The organism is Lentzea indica, assembly GCF_012184385.1.
GTDB classification, from domain to species: Bacteria; Actinomycetota; Actinomycetes; order Mycobacteriales; family Pseudonocardiaceae; genus Lentzea; species Lentzea indica.
Map to the genome: position 1 here is coordinate 62,679 of NZ_VSRL01000006.1, position 19,074 is coordinate 81,752.

19 protein-coding genes are annotated in these 19,074 nt (G+C 67.6%); 5 read left to right on the forward strand and 14 right to left on the reverse strand.

The window, feature by feature from the left end; all coding sequences use genetic code 11:
- Positions 1-3: 3 nt before the first annotated feature.
- Both FXN61_RS03150 and FXN61_RS03155 read right to left on the reverse strand, forming a co-directional pair.
- The gene (locus FXN61_RS03150; RefSeq protein ID WP_167970027.1) at positions 4-372 is read right to left on the reverse strand and encodes a transcriptional regulator; all 369 of its coding nucleotides are present in this window, start codon (positions 370-372) and stop codon (positions 4-6) included.
- A 123-nt stretch (positions 373-495) separates the two neighbouring features.
- A complete protein-coding gene (locus FXN61_RS03155) occupies positions 496-1,089 on the reverse strand; it encodes a DUF3558 domain-containing protein (RefSeq protein WP_167970028.1) in 594 nt (197 codons plus the stop codon).
- A gap of 150 nt (positions 1,090-1,239) precedes the next feature.
- Between FXN61_RS03155 and FXN61_RS03160 the strand changes: the two genes are divergently transcribed.
- Positions 1,240-3,885 (forward strand): glycoside hydrolase family 2 protein, encoded by a 2,646-nt coding sequence (locus tag FXN61_RS03160; protein WP_167970029.1) that lies wholly within the window; start codon positions 1,240-1,242, stop codon positions 3,883-3,885.
- On the opposite strand, the gene FXN61_RS54100 is transcribed toward FXN61_RS03160, so the two are convergent.
- The 4 genes from FXN61_RS54100 to FXN61_RS03180 are packed head-to-tail and all read right to left on the reverse strand — an operon-like array spanning position 3,878 to position 8,729.
- A complete protein-coding gene (locus FXN61_RS54100) occupies positions 3,878-4,258 on the reverse strand; it encodes a glycoside hydrolase family 15 protein (protein WP_376770571.1) in 381 nt (126 codons plus the stop codon). The genes FXN61_RS03160 and FXN61_RS54100 overlap by 8 nt on opposite strands.
- Positions 4,243-5,670, reverse strand: a complete 1,428-nt coding sequence (locus tag FXN61_RS03170) for a glycoside hydrolase family 15 protein (RefSeq protein ID WP_167970031.1) — start codon at positions 5,668-5,670, stop codon at positions 4,243-4,245. The genes FXN61_RS54100 and FXN61_RS03170 overlap by 16 nt, the downstream gene beginning before the upstream one ends.
- Before the next feature lie 20 nt (positions 5,671-5,690).
- Positions 5,691-7,856 carry a putative bifunctional diguanylate cyclase/phosphodiesterase gene (locus FXN61_RS03175; RefSeq protein WP_188134612.1) on the reverse strand — a complete coding sequence of 722 codons (2,166 nt, stop codon included), beginning with the start codon at positions 7,854-7,856 and terminating at the stop codon, positions 5,691-5,693.
- A 60-nt stretch (positions 7,857-7,916) separates the two neighbouring features.
- Positions 7,917-8,729, reverse strand: coding sequence for an SAM-dependent methyltransferase (locus FXN61_RS03180; RefSeq protein WP_167970032.1), 813 nt, complete (start codon positions 8,727-8,729; stop codon positions 7,917-7,919).
- A 74-nt stretch (positions 8,730-8,803) separates the two neighbouring features.
- On the opposite strand from FXN61_RS03180, the gene FXN61_RS03185 reads away from it, so the two are divergent.
- On the forward strand, positions 8,804-9,709 hold the full coding sequence (locus FXN61_RS03185; RefSeq protein ID WP_312877515.1) for a hypothetical protein: 906 nt from the start codon (positions 8,804-8,806) through the stop codon (positions 9,707-9,709).
- An 862-nt stretch (positions 9,710-10,571) separates the two neighbouring features.
- Here FXN61_RS03185 and FXN61_RS03195 read toward each other — a convergent pair.
- Complete coding sequence (locus FXN61_RS03195; RefSeq protein ID WP_167970033.1) at positions 10,572-11,465, reverse strand: LysR family transcriptional regulator; 894 nt, start codon at positions 11,463-11,465, stop codon at positions 10,572-10,574.
- A 78-nt stretch (positions 11,466-11,543) separates the two neighbouring features.
- Here FXN61_RS03195 and FXN61_RS03200 point away from each other — a divergent pair, with 78 nt between their 5' ends.
- Positions 11,544-12,383 carry an aldo/keto reductase gene (locus FXN61_RS03200; RefSeq protein WP_167970035.1) on the forward strand — a complete coding sequence of 280 codons (840 nt, stop codon included), beginning with the start codon at positions 11,544-11,546 and terminating at the stop codon, positions 12,381-12,383.
- Positions 12,384-12,418: 35 nt separating this feature from the next.
- Here the strand turns inward: FXN61_RS03200 and FXN61_RS54105 are convergent, their stop codons facing one another.
- Positions 12,419-12,541: a hypothetical protein gene (locus FXN61_RS54105; RefSeq protein WP_281360296.1), complete on the reverse strand. Its 123-nt coding sequence runs from the start codon at positions 12,539-12,541 to the stop codon at positions 12,419-12,421.
- A 64-nt stretch (positions 12,542-12,605) separates the two neighbouring features.
- Between FXN61_RS54105 and FXN61_RS03205 the strand changes: the two genes are divergently transcribed.
- Positions 12,606-13,217 (forward strand): lysozyme, encoded by a 612-nt coding sequence (locus FXN61_RS03205; RefSeq protein WP_376770572.1) that lies wholly within the window; start codon positions 12,606-12,608, stop codon positions 13,215-13,217.
- Positions 13,218-13,277: 60 nt separating this feature from the next.
- On the opposite strand, the gene purL is transcribed toward FXN61_RS03205, so the two are convergent.
- The 4 genes from purL to FXN61_RS03225 all read right to left on the reverse strand — a co-directional run bounded on the left by purL (position 13,278) and on the right by FXN61_RS03225 (position 16,797).
- The gene (gene purL / locus FXN61_RS03210; protein ID WP_188134630.1) at positions 13,278-15,530 is read right to left on the reverse strand and encodes a phosphoribosylformylglycinamidine synthase subunit PurL; all 2,253 of its coding nucleotides are present in this window, start codon (positions 15,528-15,530) and stop codon (positions 13,278-13,280) included.
- The gene (gene purQ, locus FXN61_RS03215; protein WP_167970038.1) at positions 15,530-16,201 is read right to left on the reverse strand and encodes a phosphoribosylformylglycinamidine synthase subunit PurQ; all 672 of its coding nucleotides are present in this window, start codon (positions 16,199-16,201) and stop codon (positions 15,530-15,532) included. The genes purL and purQ overlap by 1 nt, the downstream gene beginning before the upstream one ends.
- Positions 16,198-16,437: a phosphoribosylformylglycinamidine synthase subunit PurS gene (gene purS / locus FXN61_RS03220; protein ID WP_167970039.1), complete on the reverse strand. Its 240-nt coding sequence runs from the start codon at positions 16,435-16,437 to the stop codon at positions 16,198-16,200. Before purS ends, purQ begins: the two co-directional genes overlap by 4 nt.
- Positions 16,438-16,542: 105 nt before the next feature.
- The gene (locus FXN61_RS03225) at positions 16,543-16,797 is read right to left on the reverse strand and encodes a hypothetical protein (protein ID WP_167970040.1); all 255 of its coding nucleotides are present in this window, start codon (positions 16,795-16,797) and stop codon (positions 16,543-16,545) included.
- A 152-nt stretch (positions 16,798-16,949) separates the two neighbouring features.
- On the opposite strand from FXN61_RS03225, the gene FXN61_RS03230 reads away from it, so the two are divergent.
- Positions 16,950-17,930 carry an NAD-dependent epimerase/dehydratase family protein gene (locus FXN61_RS03230; RefSeq protein ID WP_167970041.1) on the forward strand — a complete coding sequence of 327 codons (981 nt, stop codon included), beginning with the start codon at positions 16,950-16,952 and terminating at the stop codon, positions 17,928-17,930.
- Here the strand turns inward: FXN61_RS03230 and FXN61_RS03235 are convergent, their stop codons facing one another.
- Positions 17,931-18,119 (reverse strand): trypsin-like serine peptidase, encoded by a 189-nt coding sequence (locus FXN61_RS03235; RefSeq protein WP_167970042.1) that lies wholly within the window; start codon positions 18,117-18,119, stop codon positions 17,931-17,933.
- Positions 18,110-19,063, reverse strand: coding sequence for a trypsin-like serine peptidase (locus FXN61_RS03240; RefSeq protein WP_167970043.1), 954 nt, complete (start codon positions 19,061-19,063; stop codon positions 18,110-18,112). The genes FXN61_RS03235 and FXN61_RS03240 overlap by 10 nt, the downstream gene beginning before the upstream one ends.
- Positions 19,064-19,074: the final 11 nt, after the last annotated feature.

Here is a 19,074-nt window from a genome sequence, read left to right on the forward strand (position 1 = left end):
CTCTCAGTCCCGGTCCCGCAGGTGCTTGCCCCACATGGCCTCGTTGTCGCCCTCGGTCTGGCGGTACTGCTCCTCGATCATCTTGAGCTGATCGATGACGCCGACGAGCTGCTGCCGGTAGGTCTTCAGCGCGGCCAGCGCCTTGCCGGAGGTCTGCTCGTTGAACGCCTTCGACGTCTCACTGCTGATCGGGTCCCCCGCCCAGGGCCTCGTGGGCAGGTCGTCCGCGACCGGCGTGATCTTCGCGTCGAACTCGTCGAGCGCGTGCTCGAACGCCGCTCGCGTCTGCGGAATCGCATGTGGTTCGACCTTCAGCTTGCGCTGGCCGAACTCCGGGGGCGACGAGCTGCCTCCACCATCCGCGAGATACACGGGCACACCCTCCTCAGTACGGCCCGCAAGGATGGGCCGTGTGTGCATTTGGGACGACTTTAGCTCTGATGCATTACGCGGGTGACCGGTTCCCGGTACAAGGCACGTAGTTCTACTCAAACGTCACTTGGTCGCGAGCACGGCTCCGACGGCGTTCGCGAGCGCCTTCGCCTTCTCGCACGCTCCGTCCATCGTGGCCTTGTCCCCGCCCAGCCCGGCAATGGCGTTCACCAGCAACAACTGCCCGTCGTTCGCGTCGAGGTAGACCTCGCAACCCGGGCCTCCGCCGACCGCCTCCCGCTGGGTGAGGTACCCGGGATAGCCGGCGATCTGGAGCGAGGTGAGCTTGGCCTCACCCACCGTCCTCTTGAGCCTGTCAACTCCGCCGTTGACGAGCGTGTAGATGGACGAGGAGTAGGTGCGGTCCTCGTAGTTGTTGCTGCACGTCTTGCTGCCCTCGCCGTACTCCGCGAGCGGCTCGCGCGGATTCACGAGCCGGATGCCGAGGGCGGTCTTCACCTCGGGCGTGATCAGCGAGCACGGGTCGAGCGTCTTCATGTCGACGGCCTTGGGCCTGTTCACGGGGGCGGTACCGGCCGAAGTTCCGGTCGTCGGCGCCGGGGAGTTCTGGTTCCCCGCGGAGGGTGATCCCGGTTCCGTCGAAGAACACCCGGTCAGGACGGCTGCCAGCAAGAACGGGACGGCAAGTCGACGCATGACGGCCAACGTATCGGATCGTCGCGCACGGAGGGTGGCGAACGGCGTGTCCCGTGTCACCCGTAAGGCGCATTGCCGGTGACCCCACAAAAAGGAAACCTTCTTTACGATACCCCGAAGCGCCGCCGCCCCGATGCGTCGAGGAGCGACATGCTGCGCAACCGACCGCTACCGACACTGGTCGTGGCCGCGGTGGGCCTGGCTTTGCTCGTGCCAGGCACCTCAGCCAACGCGGGACCCGTGCCCGGCACGGGAGCGGCGCTCAAGGTGGCCGCGAGCCCGGGAACGACCTCCACCGTCCCCGACTGGCGGATGCAGACCAGCGCCAAGGCCACGCAGTCCGGTGACGTGATCTCCGGACCGGCCTATTCGGACAACGGCTGGCTCACCGTGCCCGCGCGGTCCACCGTGATGGCCGGCCTGATCGCCAACAACAAGTACGGGGACGTCAACTACTCGGACAATCTCAAGAAGGCCAACCCCAGCGACTTCAAGGTCGCCTGGTGGTATCGCAAGGTGTTCCAGGCGGACCCGCAGCCGGGCGTGAACACGTTCCTCAAGCTCAAGGGCGGCATCATCTCGCGCGGCGAGATCTGGCTGAACGGTCAGAAGGTCGCCGGGACGGACAAGGTCGTCGGCGCGTACCCGACGCACGAGTTCAACGTGACCTCGTTGCTGCGCAAGGGGGACAACGCCCTGGCGATCAAGGCCTCGACGTCCGACCCGCAGAACGACCTGCTGATCCACTTCATCGACTGGGCTCAGCTGCCTCCCGACCGCAACCAGGGCATCTTCCGCGACGTCACGTTCGAGCCGAGCGGCCCGGTCTCGCTGCGCAACCTGCGCGTCGACTCCGACCTGCCGCTGCCAAGCCTGAGCAGCGCGAAGATCACCACGAAGGTCGACGCGCGCAACAACACCGGTTCGGCCGTGAACGCCGAGGTCACCGCCACCGTCGCCGGCCAGGTGTTCAAGCAACAGGTACAGCTCAACGCGAACCAGACCAAGACCGTCACGTTCACCCAGGACCTGCAGAACCCGCAGGTGTGGTGGCCGTTCCAGATGGGCGCACAGCCGCTCTACCTGGCCACGCTCGCCGCGAACGTCGGTACGACCGAGTCCGACACGGCGAAGACGACCTTCGGCGTCCGCGAGGTCACGTCGTCCATCCGCGGCAGCGGCCGTCAGTTCACCATCAACGGCAAGCCGTTCCTGGTCCGCGGCGGCGGCTGGGCGTCTGACCTGTTCCTGCGCACCGACCTCCGCTACATCGAGGACCAGCTCGACCTCGTCAAGGCGATGGGCATGAACACCATCCGGCTGGAGGGCAAGCCGGAGAACGACGAGCTCTACGACCTGGCCGACCGCAGGGGCATCATGCTGCTCACCGGCTGGGAGTGCTGCTCGAAGTGGGAGAAGTACGACTCGTTCGACGCCGAGGACAACCGGGTCGCCGGTGAGTCCGCGGAGAGCGAGGCCAAGCGCATCCGCAACCACCCGAGCATGATCGGCTTCATGATCGGCTCCGACAACGCGCCCGGCGCGGGCCTGGAGAAGATCTACCTCGACGCGTTGAAGCGGGCGGAGTGGAACCTGCCGGTCATCTCGTCGGCGAAGAACATCAGCTCGCCACAGCTCGGCAACCCCGGCATGAAGATGGACGGCCCGTACTGGTGGGAGCCACCGGTCTACTGGTTCAACAAGCAGAAGGGCGGCGCGGCGGGCTTCGCGTCCGAGATCGGCCCCGGCGCGACCATCCCGGAGATGGACGAGCTGAAGAAGTTCCTGTCCCAGGGCGAGATCGACAAGCTGACCAACTACAACGCGACGCAGTACCACCTGTCGCCGTCGAGCACCTTCAACAAGCTCACCTTCTGGGGCACGGCGCTGGACAACCGCTACGGCAAGCCGACCAACGTCGAGGACTTCGTCCGCAAGGCGCAGCTCGCGAACTACGAGACGAACCGCTCGCAGTTCGAGGCGTTCGGCGACAACTTCAACGACGCCAGCAACCCGTCCACAGGTGTCATCTACTGGATGCTCAACAACGCGTGGCCGACCCTCTACTGGCACCTGTACGACTACTACCTCGCCACGGCGGGTTCGTACTTCGGCGCCAAGACCGGTCTGCGTCCGCTGCACGCCCAGTACTCCTACGACGACAAGTCGCTGGCCGTCATGAACACCGGTCTGCAGGACGCGAACGGTCTGAAGCTGCAGGTCACGTTGTTCAATCTGGACGGCACGCAGAAGGCCGACGAGACGCGCAACGTGAACTCGAAGGCCAACGGCCCCACCAAGGTGGGCTCGCTGCCGCAGCCTTCAGGACTTTCCACGACGTACTTCGTGCGCCTGCTGCTCAAAGACGCGGCAGGCAACGTGGTGGACCGCAACGTCTACTGGCTGTCCACCAAGGCCGACACGCTGAACTACGGCGGCTCGACCTGGTACCACACGCCTCAGTCCGGGTACGCCGACCTGAAGGGCCTCAACACCCTGAAGCCCGGCACGGTGTCCTCCACCGTGTCGACCGCGCCGGTCGGCGACGACAAGCAGGTGACCACCGTGACGCTGAAGAACACCGGCAACACCGTTGCCTTCTTCGTGCGGGCGTCGCTGCGCAAGGGTCAGGGCGGTGCCGAGGTGCTGCCGACGCAGTGGAGCGACAACTACGTGACGCTGTGGCCGGGCGAGACCCTCACGCTCAAGGCCGAGTACCGCAGTTCGTCGCTCGGTTCCGCCCAGCCAGTCGTGGAGATCTCCGGCCACAACGTCGCGAAGAAGTCCTTCAGCTGAGATAACGCGACACGACAACGGATGGCCGCTCGACCGGCGCACCCCGGTCGAGCGACCACGCCAGCCGCACGTACTGCGCGTGCGTCCAGGCGAGCGGGGTGGCCGAGGTGGTTCCTCGGCCACCCCACACCTGTTCTGGCAGCATGAGACCGCTGTTGGCGGTCGCCGCGATCTCCTGCAACCGTTCGGCGGATTGCTTTCCCAGGAGCAGCTCGTACTCACCGCGCTCACCGCTGAGCAACGGCCACAGCCGTCCGTACGTGCGCGTCGGAGTCGGCCAGTTGAGGTTCCACGGCCTGCCGTCCGCGGTCTCGCCGTAACCGTCGTTGGTGAACCGGTGCCAGTAGCCCTGTTCCTTCAGCTGCTGGTCCACGACCCGCACGGTGTTGCGGATGACCGGGTCGTCGGCGCGCTTGACGCCCAGCCGCACCAGCTCCAGGAAGCTCGGGTCCACGACGGCCCGCTGGTCGATGTCGGCGGGGTTGTTGTCACCCAGGTTGTACCTCTGGTTACCGCGTCGGGCCGGCCGTCCTTGGTGAGCCGCAGGTAGTACGGCTTGGGCTCGTACGGCCCGGTCCGCGTCGCCGTCCAGTTCTCCACCTTTCGCTGCCACTCGTCAGCGGCCTTGAGATACCGATCGGCGTTCTCCCCGTTGCGCTGCACCAGGTGCGCGAAGCACACGAGTCCTGCGACGACCGAGGCGATCGTGGCGGGCGAGTAGCCGCTCTGGTTCTCCCACCGCTCCTGCTCGCTGAACGGCGAGTTCGGGTAGCTCAGCAAGTAGTCGGCGGCTCGGCGGAGAGAATCCATTGTGGACCGGTCGCGTCGATCCAGATGCCAGGCCAGCAGCAGTGGTGCCGCGGTCTCGTCCAGTTGGATGCTCTTCCAGAACGGCGTGCCGTCGACGCGCGTGTTCTGCGGCAGGTGGCCGTCCGGTTGCTGCTGCCTGCGAAGCATGAAGTCCAACGCGCGCAAGGCAATGCCACGATCACCGGCCGCGATCATGGCCGTCGCCACGTGGTAGAGATCGCGCGGCCACACCAGCGCGTACGGCCCGAGTTCCGGCGCGAGCTCGCGGTCGAACCCGAACGCCCACGGGAAGCTCGGCGACGCGATCAACGCGCCGGGGTTGCGCTTGTCCTCGGTCGCCGCCAGCACCATCACGGACATGTCGTAGAGCCGCCGGTCCGCCGCCTTCGGCCGCCGCAGCCCGTCCAGGTACGCGTGCCAGCCCCGCGCGTACTCCCGCGCCACCGCACCGAACCCGCGGTTCAGCGCGGCCTGGGCGACGCCTTCACCGAACCCGACCACGACCGTGCCGTGAGCGTGCCGCACCGGCTCAGTGGGCAACGTGCTGACCACTTCGCTGGAGCCCTTCATCGGCACGTGCTCGACCGACAACCGGACCGGGCGCTGAGCCGTGACCGCGACGTCCGCGAGCACGGCCGCTCGCTGCGGATCGGCGACGTAGGTGATCTCGGCCTGCCAGCCGTCGCCGCGCAACCGCTGCCGGAACGTCAGCGACCGGTCGTCGGCGGGCTCGGTGCGTGCCTGGCCGGGCTTGCCGTCGACCAGCAGCCGCGTCTCACGGGTCGCGGGCGTGCTCAGGTCGGGGTGGAAGATCTCGGACAGGCCCTGGTGGCCGAGCGTGAACCACACCGGACTGGCCGCGGACCTGGCCGTGCCGAAGCCCTGTTTGTCAGCGGGCAGTGGAACGACATCAGCTGCGCGGACGACCGGGGCCATCATCACGAGCAGGAGCACGACCTGGGCCAATGACTTCATGACCCACGGTGTTCCCCGAGCTAGAGATCACCACGCAGGAGGCTGTCGATGTTCTCCGGTGGACCGGGCCGGGCGAAGAACCAGCCCTGGCCCGTGTCGCAGCCCAGCCGCAGCAGACGAGTGGCCTGAGCCGGCGTCTCCACGCCTTCGGCCGTGACGCCCAACGACAACGCGTGCGCGAGCTGCACCAGCGTCGCCACGATCTGCGAGTCGACGGGGTCTTCCTCGTTCTCGGCCCGCAGGCCCTCCATGAACGAGCCGGCGATCTTCAGCTCGTGCACGGGCAGGTGCTTCAGGTATGCGAGGTTCGAGTAGCCCGTGCCGAAGTCGTCGATCGCGATGCGCACACCCATGTCGCACAACGCCCGCAGTGCCTCCAGCGGCTCGTCCGCCGTGCCCATGATCGCCGACTCGGTCAGCTCCAGCTGCAGGTGGTGCGGCGGCAGCGCGCACTCGTCGAGGATCCGCTTGACGTCACGCACCAGCTCAGGGTCGCGGGACTGCCGTACTGCCAGGTTCACCGACACGAACGGCGCCGCGTCACCGAACTCGACCAGCCAGCGCCGCGCCTCCTCGCAGGCCTTGCGCAGCACCCACCGTCCTAACGGGACGATGAGGCCGGTCTCCTCGGCCAGCTCGATGAACCTGTCCGGTGCGAGCCGCCCGAACTCGGGGTGCTGCCAGCGCACCAGGGCCTCGACGCCGGTGACCGTGGAGTCCTCCAGCCGCACCAACGGCTGGTACTCGACGTAGAACTCGCCGCGTTCCAGTGCCCGCGGCATCGTGGCGGACAACGTGAACCTGGCGACCTCGCGGGCGTTGCGCTCGGGGTCGTACAACGCCCAGCGCGCCTTGCCGTCCGCCTTCGCCCAGTACAGCGTGATGTCCGCGTCTCGCATGAGATCCGCTGAGGTCGTGCCGGACAGCTGCCGCTCGACGATGCCGATGGACGCAGACACGGACAGCTCGTGGCCGGCGATGCGGATCGGCGCCTCCAGCTCGGTCAGCACCCGGTCCGCCACGTCGACGATGTCCTGCTCACCGGTCGAGCCCTCGACCAGGATCACGAACTCGTCGCCGCCCATGCGCGCGACCAGCTTGCCCTCGCCGGACACGGAGTGGTCGAGCCTGCGGCCGACCTCGACCAGCAGCTGATCACCCGTGTCGTGGCCCAGCGAGTCGTTGATGACCTTGAAACCGTCCAGGTCGAGGTAGCAGAGGCCGGCTCGCACGTGCTTGGCCCTGTTGTTGAACACGCGCCCGAGCCGTTCCAGGAACAGCGCCCTGTTCGGCAGCCCGGTCAGCGGGTCGTGCAGCGCCTGGTAGCGCAGCCTGTTCTGCAGCAGGTGGCGGTCGGTGACGTCCTCGATCATCGCGACCTGGTACTGCGGCTCGCCGTGGTCGTCGCGGACCAGCGACAGCGTCAGGTGCGTCCACACCTGCTCGCCGTCGGCGCGGTGGAACCGCTTCTCGGCCCGGTAGTGGTCGCACTCGCCCGCGATGAGCTGGTCGTAAAGCCGCCACACGCTGCCCGCGTCCTCGGGGTGCATGAGGTCGCGCACGTTGTACTGGCGCATCTCCTCGACGCTGAACCCGAGCATGTCCTGCAGGGCCTGGTTGACGTCCAGTATCCGGCCGTCGATGTCGGCGATGCCGATGCCGATCGCGGCCTCGGTGAACATCGCGCGGAACCGGGCCTCCGAGGCCCGCAGCATCGACTCGGCCTGGTCGCGGGCGTCCAGCACGGCCGCCCTGATGGCCTCCTGCTCGGCGAGCGTGCGTTCCCGCAGCGCGCGGGCGTACCCGGCGGCCAGGGCGCCCTGAAGCGCGGCCAGCCGGGACTGCAGGCGGTCGTCACCGGTCGCGCCCAGCTCGGCCAACAGGTCGTCGCCGAGCAGCTGGATGGTGCGGCCCAGCGTGTCCGTGCCGGTGAAGTGCGCGTCGACCAGCCGAGAACCGATCTCGTAGCCGGGTGCCGTGCGGAACGGGCTCGCGAAGAGCGCCTCGACGAGCATCTCTGTGAGGTCCTGGAGGTGCTGCGCGACCTCGGCACGGGTCATCGGGACGTAGCTCGACCCGATCACGGCCGTGGCCCAGCTGCGCGCGAACGACTCGGCACCGGCCAAAACGGCCGGGTCCAAAGGAGAGGTGTCGTCACGCACCCGGTGGTCAACCCGTTCGGTCATCTGCTCGGCCCTAACGCCACGAACGCGCAGCATACGGGCGGTCGCCGTGCGGAGTCATCATTACGCCTTCCGGCCTACCGCGGCGAAGGCGGGAAACGGCCTCCCCGACGGCTCGAGATCGTCAGGGGACTCGGGCCGCCAAGCGGGCATGCGCACCACGCCCGGCTCGACCAGCTCGAACCCGTCGAACAGGCTGGTGAACTCGGCCTTGTTACGGTACGTCATCGGCGTGACGCTGCGGTCGTACATCGATCGCACCGCGCGATACGACCCGGTCTCCTCGTCCGCCTCGTACCCGGCGTGCGAGACGGCGAGGAAGCTTTCGGGAGCGAGACGGTCGCGGTAGCCGCCGATGATGGCCGCCGGCTTCTCGTCGTCCGACACGAAGTGCATCAGCGCGATCATGAGCACCGCGATCGGCTCGTCGAAGTCGAGCAGGTCGTTCACCTCTGGCGACGCGAGCACCGCCGCGGGGTCGCGCACGTCGGCCTGCAGCACGTTCACCCGCTCGTTGCCGTTGAGCAGCGACCGGCTGTGCGCGACGGCGACCGCGTCCAGATCGACGTAGACGATCTTGGAGGTCGGGTCGGCGCCCTGGGCGATCTCGTGCACGTTGCCGACCGTCGGGATGCCGGAGCCGAGGTCGAGGAACTGCCGGACACCCCGCTCGAGCAGGTGCCGGACGGCCCTGCGCAGGAACGAGCGGTGGTTGAGGATGACGTCGCGCAGCTCCGGCATGTACTCGAGTGCCTTCTGCCCGACGGCGCGGTCGGCGGCGAAGTTGTGCGCGCCGCCCAGCCAGTAGTCGTAGATCCGTGCGACGCTCGGTCGTTCCAGGTCGATGTCCCCCGGCGCCCAGTTGGGCCGCTCCACCTGCTCACCTCACCCCCGCGTTCGGACCGGTTCCAGCCCATCATGCCCCTGCCGCTTGGCAGAATGCCGACCTCGTGAGGTTCCTGTGGGGCACGGGCGAGCGCAAGCACCGCCGCCAAAGAAGTTTGCTGCTGATGACCATTCTCGCGTCCATCGGCATGTTTGCGCTGGTCGGCGGTGTGCTGCTGCTCGTGGACCCCGGTGCGCCGAAGCACGAGGCGATCAAGACCGGCGGTCTCGCGGGCGGCGCGATCGTCGCGCTCTACGCGTTGTGGCTCAACGACCGGCGGCGCAAGGTCGAGGAGGCCCGCCAGGAGCTCGAGAGCCAGCGCATCGAACACGACAGGTCCCGCGTGGCCGACGAACGGTTCGCGCGCGCTGTGGAGCTGCTGGGGCACGAGACGGCACAGGTGCGTGTGGGCGCGATGCACGCGCTCGCCGGCCTCGCGAAGTCCAGGGCCGAGTACACGCAGACCGTGCTCGACATCCTCTGCGCGTACCTGCGCCGCCCGTACAAGAAGACGAAGAACGACCCCGAGGAGACCGAGCTGGAGGTCCGGCTCACCTCGCAGCGGCTGATCGAGGACCTGCTGCCGCGCCTGGAGGAGGAGAACGCGCCGCGGTACGACCTCAACCTGACCAAGGCTCACCTCGAGTTCATGGACCTGTCCTACCGGCAGGTCGGCGACCTGTACATGCGGGTCGCTCGCTTCGAGGACTCGAACTCGTTCCACCACATGCTGATCCACGGCCACTTCTACGTGACCGAGGCCGAGGCGAACGGCCGGTTCCACATGCACCACACGGAGATCCGCGGCAAGGCGTGGTTCAGCCGGTTCAAGTCGCGCGGTATCGCCGTGTTCACGGACACGAAGTTCGGCGGCGAGACCAAGTTCGCCAACTCGGAGTGGGCAGACGTGAAGGCGGACGGCTGTACGTTCGCGCTGGAAGCCGATCTTCCGGAAGCGTGGAGGAACTGACGTGCGGATGGCATGGCTTGCCGCGGTCCTTTCGGCTGTGGTCGTCACGTCGGCGACGGCCGTGACGCTCTGGCTGGTGAAGGCGCCACCGATCGAGATCGTGAAGACCGCCGGTGTCGCGGGTGGTGCTGTCGTCGCGCTGTACGCGTTGTGGCTCAACGACAGGCGGCATTTGCTGGAGAGCGAGAAGGTCGCCGACGAACGGTTCGCGCGTTCGGTGGAGATGCTCGGCAACGAGGCCGACCAGGTGCGGGTGGGTGCGATGCACTCGTTGGTGTGGCTGGCGAACTCCACACCTCGCTACAAACAGACGGTGGTCGACGTTTTGTGCGCGTACCTGCGCAGGCCCTTCCACCACCCCTCGTGGGACAAGAACGGCGCCGACCCGGACACGGTGTTCGTCAAGGTGGCTCCGGAAGACCAGCAGGAGCAGCAGGTCCGGCGCACCGCCCAGCGGTTGCTGCGCGACCTGCTGTCGTGGGGGAACGCCAAGAAGGAGTACTTCGACCTCGACCTGACCGGCGCGGCACTCGAGTACTTCCGCCTGGACGGCAGGCGCGTCCACAGGTTCACCGCGCGCCGCGCCCAGTTCTACGGCATCACGACACTGCGCGAGCTCGAGGTGAAGAAGCCGACGTTGTTCTCCGGCGCGACCTTCCACGGACGGCTCGACCTGGCGGAGGCCGAGTTCAAGGGTGGGATCGCGTTCACCGCGGTGACGTTCAGCGCCAAGAAGGTCGACTTCCGGGACACCGAGGTCGGCACGTTCCTCGCGCTCGCGGAGGCACCGCCGGTGGTGCAGATCGGCGAGCTGAAGTTGCTGCCCGGCACGCAACTGCGCACGTCCTACGACGGCTGGGCGCTAACCGGCGATGTGCAGACGCCCCGACCGCGCCTCCAGGACCATGTCGAGGAGAACACCGGTGGCAGCGCTGACGGTGTTGCTCGTGACGACAACGGTCTCGGCAACGGGCACGTCCCCGCGAAGACCGACGAAATGCGCCCTGGTGGACTTGGCCGCGAAGGACTGCGGGACGAGCGCAACCCCGAGACCGAACCCGACGAAGTCGAGAAGTGAGTGCACGTCGTTGACCTCGACGGTGACGCGCCGCTCGACGTTCGCCGCAGCGAGTGTGCGGTCGGCCTCGTCGCGCGTGCCCCAGTCGGCGTTGAAGTCGACGAACGGCTGACCCGCCAGATCTTCGAGGGCCACGGATTCCCTGTCGGCAAAGGGACTTTCCGGCGCGCACGCGAGCACGAGCGGCTCACTGGCCAAAGTGGACACTCGCAGATCGTCGGCGATCTTCGGCTGACGCGTGACGAACGCGAGGTCGAGCCGGCCGGCACGCACCTCCTCGACCAGCTCCGCGTTGCCGGACTGGCGCATCCTGATCTCCACGCCGGGGTGCAGCTCGTGGAACCGCGACAGCACCGCGGGCAGGTGCACGACGTGCAGGCACTGCAGGCTGCCGACGGACAGCGTGCCACGCAACAGTCCCTGCACCGCGGCGACCGCGTCCCTGGCCGACTCGATGCTGCCGAGCGCGCGACGGGCCTCCGGTAACAACGCCCGTCCTGCCTGGGTGAGCTCGACCTGACGGGTGGTGCGCAGGAACAGCGGCGCGCCGAGCTCCACCTCCAGCGCGCGGATCGACGCCGAGAGGCCGGACTGGGCGACGTGCATCCGGCGCGCAGCCCGCGTGAAATGACACTCCTCGGCGACCGCGAGGAAGTACTCCAGCTGTCTGAGTTCCACGATTCATCACCTGCGGTGCTCAATGAGATCACTTCTCTGCGTTGGACAGCTTAATCGGGGAGGTCCAGAGTGGAGGCCATGGAGAAGCGTCGTATCGGAGAAGTGGAAGTCAGTGCCATCGGCCTGGGCGGCATGCCCATCTCCGTGCAGGGGAGGCCGGACCGCGCGCAAGCGATCGAGACCATCCACGCCGCGTTGGAGGCGGGCGTGACGTTCATCGACACCGCCGACGCCTACTCGCTCGACGACACCGACTTCGGCCACAACGAGGAGCTGATCGCCGAGGGGCTGCGGGGCCGTTCGGAAGAGGTGTTCGTGGCCACCAAGGGCGGCCACACCCGCGTGCCTGGCGGCGGCTGGGGGCTCGACGGACGCCCTGAGTACCTGCTCAAGGCCGTGGACGGATCGTTGCGGCGGCTCGGGGTCGACCAGATCTTCCTGTACCAGTTCCACCGGCCCGACCCGAGGACGCCGATCGCCGAGTCGGTCGGCGCGCTGAAGGAGCTGCTGGACAACGGCAAGATCCGCTACGCCGGTGTCTCGAACTTCAACCCGGACGAGATCGTGCTGGCCAACGAGATCCTGGGCGGGCGGCTCGCGGCCGTGCAGAACCAGTTCTCGCCGTTGTTCCGGTCGAGCGAGCCCGAACTGGAGCTGTGCGCGAAGCTCGGCATCGCGTTCCTGCCGTGGAGCCCGTTCGGCGGCATCGGCAAGGCGGGCGCGTTGAGCGGTCCGTTCAAGGAGATCGGCGACGCGCACGGTGTGAGCGCGCATCAGGTCTGTCTCGCGTGGATGCTGGCGAAGTCCGAAGTGGTCGTCCCCATTCCGGGTGCTTCCCGGCCCGCGAGCATCCGGGATTCCGCAGCGGCCACCCACCTGGAGTTGACCGCGGAGGAGTTGAGCCGCCTGGACGGGTGACGCCAGTGGCCGATCAGGACAAATGGTCGGACGATCTAGTCCATGCGGACCTTGATCAGCATCGTGGCGATCGTCGCCGGCATCACGCCGGCCCCCGCGTCCGCGGCGCCCTTGCCCGAGGGCTCCGCGGACCACTTCGCGGGTTCCCAGATACTCAAGCACGAAGGCGGTGGCAGCCCGCGAACAACGGAATCGCCGCCCACAGAAGGCAAAGTGCCCGGCATGGACGTGAGCAGCCACCAGGGCGACGTGGACTGGAAGTCCTCTTGGGACAAAGGTGCCCGGTTCTCCTACGTCAAGGCGACCGAGGGCACGCACTACCGCAACCCGAAGTTCACCCAGCAGTACAACGGTTCCTACGACGTGGGCATGATCCGCGGGGCGTACCACTTCGCGCTGCCCGACCGTTCCGACGGCGCGACGCAGGCGAACTTCTTCGTCGAGAACGGCGGTGGCTGGTCCCCTGACGGCAGGACGCTGCCGCCCGCACTGGACATGGAGTACAACCCCTACGGCGAGACCTGTTACAACATGAACCAGGCGGCGATGACCGCGTGGGTGAAAGCGTTCAGCGACAAGGTCTTCGAGCGCACCAAACGGCATCCCGTCATCTACACGTCCACGAGCTGGTGGAACAAGTGCGTCGGCGGCTCGGTGAAGTTCGGTGACAACAACCCGTTGTGGGTCGCGCACTACAACTCGACGCTCGGGCCGTTGCCGGTCGGGTTCGAGTTCCACACGATCTGGCAGTGGCAGGCCGCCGGGCTGTTCCCCGGCGACCAGAACCTCTTCAACGGCAAGTTCGAGCAGCTTCAACGGATCGCGACGAGCTGACCGCAGGCGTCTGCAAGTACCACCAACCTCGAGTCGGTAGTACTTGCAGACGCCGAACAGCTAGTCGAACAGGGCAGGGAGGGTGCCCTCCCAGGCCTCGCGGAGCTCGTCGAGCGGGAGCTCACCGAGACCCTGGATCTCCAGCGCGTTCGACTCCGGGTCGACGACACCGACCTTGCGCCACGGCAGAGCGCGCGCGGTGCACATGTCGGTGAAGCGCTGCTCCTCCGTGCGCGGCACGGCGACCAGCACGCGGCCGGCGGACTCACTGAACAGCTCGGTGAACAGGTCGCCGGAGAGGAAGACCCGCGCACCCGTCTCGCCGATCAGGCACGTCTCGACCAGCGCCTGGGCCAGACCGCCCTCGGCGAGGTCGTGCGCGGCGGAGACCATGCCGTCACGGGAACCCGCGACGAGGATCTGGCCGAGCAGCTTCTCGCGCTGCAGGTCGGCCTTCGGGGGCAGACCGCCGAGGTGACCGTGGACGTGGTGCGCCCACTCCGACCCGCCGAACTCCTCACGCGTCTCGCCGAGCAGCAGCAGCGTCTCGCCGGCCTCGGCCCCGATCCCGGTGGGGATGCGGCGCCGCACGTCGTCGATCACGCCCAGCACGCCGACGACCGGCGTCGGCAGGATCGCCGTGGAACCTGTCTGGTTGTAGAAGCTGACGTTGCCGCCGGTCACCGGGATGCCCAGCTCGGCGCAGCCGTCCGCGAGGCCCTTCACGGCCTGCTCGAACTGCCACATGACCGCGGGGTCCTCCGGCGAGCCGAAGTTGAGGCAGTTCGTGACGGCGACCGGCGTGGCACCGGTGGCCGCGACGTTGCGGTAGGCCTCGGCCAGCGCGAGCCGCGCGCCCTCGTACGGGTCGAGCTTGGTGTAGCGGCCGTTGCAGTCCGTCGAGAGAGCGACACCGCGGTGCGTCTCCTCGTCGATCCGGATCATGCCGGAGTCGCTGGGCTGCGCCAGGACGGTGCCACCGCGCACGTACCGGTCGTACTGCTGCGTGACCCACTTCTTGGAGGCCAGGTTGGGGCTGGCTGCCATGGTCTTGATCAGCGCGAGGACGTTCTCCGGCCGGGGCAGGCTGTCCGGCGTGTTCGCCTGCAGCTCGTCCTGGTCGGCCGGCCGCTGGATCGCCCGGTTGTAGACCGGGCCCTCGTGGGCGACGGTGCGCGGCGGCACGTCGACGACGACCTCGTCGTTGAACGTGATGACCAGGCGGTCGCCGTCCGTCACCTCACCGATCTCGGTGGCGATGACGTCCCACTTCTGACAGACCTCCATGAACGCCTCGACGTTCGCGGGCTCGACGACCGCGCACATGCGTTCCTGGGACTCGCTGGAGAGGATCTCCGCCGGGGTCATGCCCGTGGCCCGCAGCGGCACCCGCTCGAGCCACACGTGCATGCCACCGTCACCGGCGGACGCCAGCTCGCTCGTCGCGCAGGACAGGCCGGCGCCGCCGAGGTCCTGGATGCCGACGACGATGCCCTTCTCGAAGAGCTCGAGCGAGCACTCGATCAGCACCTTCTCGGTGAACGGGTCGCCGACCTGGACGCTCGGCAGCTTCTTGCGCTTGCCGACGCTGTCGTCGAACGTCTCACTCGCGAGAACCGACACGCCACCGATGCCGTCGAGCCCGGTGCGCGCGCCGTAGAGGATGACCTTGTTGCCGGTGCCCGACGCGTGCGCGAGGTGCAGGTCCTCGACCCGCATCGCGCCGACGCACAGGGCGTTGACCAGCGGGTTGCCCTGGTAGGACTCGTCGAACACGACCTCGCCGCCGATGTTCGGCAGGCCGAGGCAGTTCCCGTAGCCACCGACGCCGGCGACGATGCCGGGCAACACGCGCTTGGTGTCCTCGGCGTCCGGCTTGCCGAAGCGCAGCGGGTCCATGACCGCGAGCGGCCGCGCGCCCATGGCGAGGATGTCGCGGACGATGCCGCCGACACCCGTGGCCGCACCCTGGTAGGGCTCGACGTACGACGGGTGGTTGTGGCTCTCGACCTTGAACGTGACGGCCCAGCCGTCACCGATGTCGACGACGCCGGCGTTCTCGCCGATGCCCGCGAGCATCTTCGAGCGCATCCCGTCGGTCGTGGTCTCGCCGAAGTACTTCAGGTGCACCTTGGACGACTTGTAGGAGCAGTGCTCGCTCCACATGACCGAGTACATCGCGAGCTCGGCGTCCGTCGGGCGGCGGCCGAGGATCTCCTTGATGCGCGCGTACTCGTCGTCCTTCAGGCCCAGCTCCTTGTAGGGCTGCTCCTGGTCGGGAGTGCTCTCCGCGTTCTTGACGGTGTCGATCATCATGCCTTCACCACCGTGTCGAGCAGGGACAGGAACATCCCGAGCCCGTCGTCAGTCGGACCGGTGAGCGCGTCGATGGCGTGCTCGGGGTGCGGCATGAGGCCGACGACGTTGCCCTTGGCGTTGGTGATGCCCGCGATGTTGTTGCGGCTGCCGTTCGGGTTCTCGCCGACGTACCGGAAGACGACCCTGTTGTTGTCTTCGAGCTCTTTGAGGGTGTCCTCGTCGGCCTGGTAGCCGCCTTCACCCGACTTCAGCGGCACGAGGATCTCGGCTTCGAGGTCGTAGCGGCTCGTCCAGGCGGTGGTGTTGTTCTCGACGCTGAGCCACTGGTCGCGGCACACGAAGTGCAGCTTGTGGTTGCGGACGAGCGCGCCGGGCAGCAGGTGCGCCTCGGCGAGGATCTGGAAACCGTTGCAGATGCCGAGAACCGGCATCCCCTTGTTCGCGGCCTCGATCACTTCCTGCATGACCGGCGCGAACCTCGCGATGGCACCGCACCGCAGATAGTCGCCGTACGAGAACCCGCCGGGCACCACAACCGCGTCAACGCCCTTGAGATCGTGGTCGCCGTGCCACAGCGGCACGGCCTCCCCGTCGGCGTACTTCACGGCCCGTTGCGCGTCGACGTCGTCGAGCGTGCCGGGGAAGGTGATGACACCGACCCTCATGCCTCGACCCTGCGCACGATCCAGTCCTCGATCACGGGGTTGGCGAGGAAGGTCTCAGCGATCTTGGCGAGCGTGGCGTCGTCGACGTCGTCGGCGACCTCCAGCTCGAAGTGCTTGCCCTGACGGACAGCGGTGATGCCGTCAAAGCCGAGGCGTGGCAGCGCGTTCGCCACCGCCTGGCCTTGGGGGTCGAGAATTTCGGGCTTCGGCATGACGTCGACGACGACTCGGGCCACGACAGACTGCTCCCGGGTTTGAAGGGCTGGCGGTACCTCGGGAGCCTACCTGACCTGGGCGTTCATCTCTTCGACACGTGGTCGGGGGCACATCTTCACGGGGCTTCACCATCGGGTGAACCGGCTTGTCATGGCCGCGCTGCTTGGGCGAGTAGATCTCGCCAAGGCCCCGTAGGCCGAGGAAGTGAGCACGGTGCCCGTCCGGACGGTCGGCCGCCGTGCTTCGCGCTTTCTGGACCAGTTGTCCATCGCCGTCTCCTTCGCGACGAGCGAGTGCACGCGCCTGGCCCAGTCGCCCTCGGCGCCGTGACACCACGCCACCACGTCCGGAATCCACAGCAACTCGTCCTGTGTGCTCACCAGTGCTCGACTCGTCGACGAAGGCGTGCAGACTCACGAAACGTCCATCGACCGGGGCCGAACGGTACTGAAAGAAGTCCAGCCGATCGAGGCGTTACGCCGAAAGCAGAGAGCGCTGGCACTCGCGCCGGATCGGACGGATGCTGGAGATCATGAAGATCCTGGTGCTCGGCGGAACCGTGTTCCTCAGCAAGGCCATCACGGCGGAGGCTGTCCGCCGAGGCCACGAGGTGGTGTGTGGCGCGCGCGGCGCCTCGGGTGGCGTTCCCGAAGGCGCACGCCTGATCCCGATCGACAGAAACAAACCGGGTGCGTTCGACCAGCTGGCCGGTGAGCAGTTCGACGCGGTCATCGACGTGGCGAAGTACTCGGTGAACTGGGTGCGCGACGCGCTGGAGGCGTTCGGGGCCACGACGCCGCATTGGACGTTCGTGTCCAGCATCTCGGTCTACGCCGACCACGCGTCGGGCAGCGACGAGCTCCTCCCGCCCCTCGAGGACGACCCGGCGGCGGAGTTCTCGTCGGAGCGGTACGGCAGCGTCAAGGTGGCCAGCGAGAACGCCGTCAGGGAGGCGGTCGGCGGCCGTGAGTTCATCGTCAGGGCAGGGCTGGTCACCGGGCCGAACGACCCGTCGGACCGGTTCGGGTACTGGCCGGCGCGGCTGTCGCAGGGCGGGCGGGTCGTGGTGCCGGACAGCCCCGACCTGAGTTTCCAGCACATCGACGCGCGCGACCTGGCTGAGTGGATCGTGCTGGCCGCGGAAGAGCGCATCACGGGGACCTACGACTCGGTGGGGCCGGTAATGCCGTTCCAGATGGCGATCGGGGAGATCGCCGGTGCGGTGGCGCCGCAGGACACGCAGCTCGTTTCCGTGCAGGAGAGCGTGCTGGAGAAGCTGGGGATCAACCCGTGGGGCGGGCCGCGGTCGCTTCCGCTGTGGTTGCCGAAGGACTTCGCGAAGATGACCAGCCGCGACGTCAACGCGGCGCTGGCCAACGGGCTCAGGCAGCGGCCGCTGGCCGAGACCGCGCTCGACTCGCTGGAGTACGAGCGCGGCCTCGGGCTGGACAGGCCTCGCAAGGCGGGGCTGAGCCCCGCCGAGGAGGACGAGATCCTTGCAGCGGTGAGTTGATCAGAGCAGGGAGTTGATCTGCGCGGCGACGAGGTCGATGCGCACGCCCTGGTTCGGGCAGCCGCCGAAGTGGTGGAGCCCGATCACCTTGTGCGTGCGCCTCGACAGCACCGGTGAACCGGACGAGCCGCCTTCGGTGTCGCACATGTAGCTGATGTCGGACTGCGACGAACTGCCGTTCACGCGCACCGCGCGCACGATGCAGTAGCCGCCACCGTTGTTGTTGTCGCGCAACGACAACTTCTTGAGCTTCCCGGCCGGTGGCCGACGACGTACATCTCCTCACCCACGGCCGGGACGCGCGCGTCCAGCTCGAGGTAGCCGAACGAGCTGATGGCCGCGAAGTTGTTCACGGTGAAGAGGGTGTAGTCAAGCCCGGCGTTGGTCTTGAGGACCTGGGACGCCAGCACCTTCGTCGTCGGAGCGGACGCCGTCCCGCCGCAGGTCGGGCACTGGTAGTTGAACCACACCTCGATGCCGGTGGTGCTCGTGAAGCAGTGGTTGTTGGTCAGCAGGCGGTTGTTGGGACCGACCCGCCACGCCGTGCACAGCGAGCTGCCGTTGCGCAGCAGCTTCGCCACGGACTTGGTCTTCCCGAACTCGGTCGGGTTGCTGGACTGGTAGCAGACCGCGTCCTTGTAGTCGTTCGTGCCGCAGATGCTCTGCACGGACGGCTGCGAGGACATCTCGGCCTCGGTGTACCCGCGCGTGATCTTGTCGATCCGCACGCGGCTGAGCGGGTTCGTCAGCGACACGACCGCCTTCTCGCCGGTGATCGACATGGCCCAGAAGCCGGTCTTGTCGATCGTCGCGGTCTGGGAGGCCTTCAGGTCCCGCGTGTACGTGTACTTCTCGGTGCCGTCAGGGTTCGACACCGTCAGCACGTCACCGGGCAGGATCCGGAGATCGGCGAAGTGGATCTTCACGTACCCGGAGCCTGGCCGGTCGATCACGGTCGAAAGGGACTTTCCACCCACGCGGACCGAGAGCGACTCCTCGGTGCCGATCTCCTGCGACTGAGGCGCCTGAGGCGCCTGAGCCTGAGCAGGTGTAGAGGTGGTGGTTGCAGGGACAAAGGACGTCATCGGCAGGGCGAGCGCCAGTGCCGTGAGGAGTTGCAGGGTTTTCCTCATACCATTTGATA

Excerpts from the sequence above, each read along its gene's own strand:
- FXN61_RS03160 (WP_167970029.1), top strand. The coding sequence starts at position 1,240 with ATGCTGCGCAACCGACCGCTACCGACACTGGTCGTGGCCGCGGTGGGC.
- FXN61_RS03240 (WP_167970043.1), bottom strand. The coding sequence starts at position 19,063 with ATGAGGAAAACCCTGCAACTCCTCACGGCACTGGCGCTCGCCCTGCCG.
- FXN61_RS03170 (WP_167970031.1), bottom strand. The coding sequence starts at position 5,670 with ATGAAGTCATTGGCCCAGGTCGTGCTCCTGCTCGTGATGATGGCCCCG.
- FXN61_RS03175 (WP_188134612.1), bottom strand. The coding sequence starts at position 7,856 with ATGACCGAACGGGTTGACCACCGGGTGCGTGACGACACCTCTCCTTTG.
- FXN61_RS03205 (WP_376770572.1), top strand. The coding sequence starts at position 12,606 with ATGGACGTGAGCAGCCACCAGGGCGACGTGGACTGGAAGTCCTCTTGG.
- purQ (WP_167970038.1), bottom strand. The coding sequence starts at position 16,201 with ATGAGGGTCGGTGTCATCACCTTCCCCGGCACGCTCGACGACGTCGAC.
- purL (WP_188134630.1), bottom strand. The coding sequence starts at position 15,530 with ATGATCGACACCGTCAAGAACGCGGAGAGCACTCCCGACCAGGAGCAG.
- FXN61_RS03200 (WP_167970035.1), top strand. The coding sequence starts at position 11,544 with ATGGAGAAGCGTCGTATCGGAGAAGTGGAAGTCAGTGCCATCGGCCTG.
- FXN61_RS03230 (WP_167970041.1), top strand. The coding sequence starts at position 16,950 with ATGAAGATCCTGGTGCTCGGCGGAACCGTGTTCCTCAGCAAGGCCATC.
- FXN61_RS03155 (WP_167970028.1), bottom strand. The coding sequence starts at position 1,089 with ATGCGTCGACTTGCCGTCCCGTTCTTGCTGGCAGCCGTCCTGACCGGG.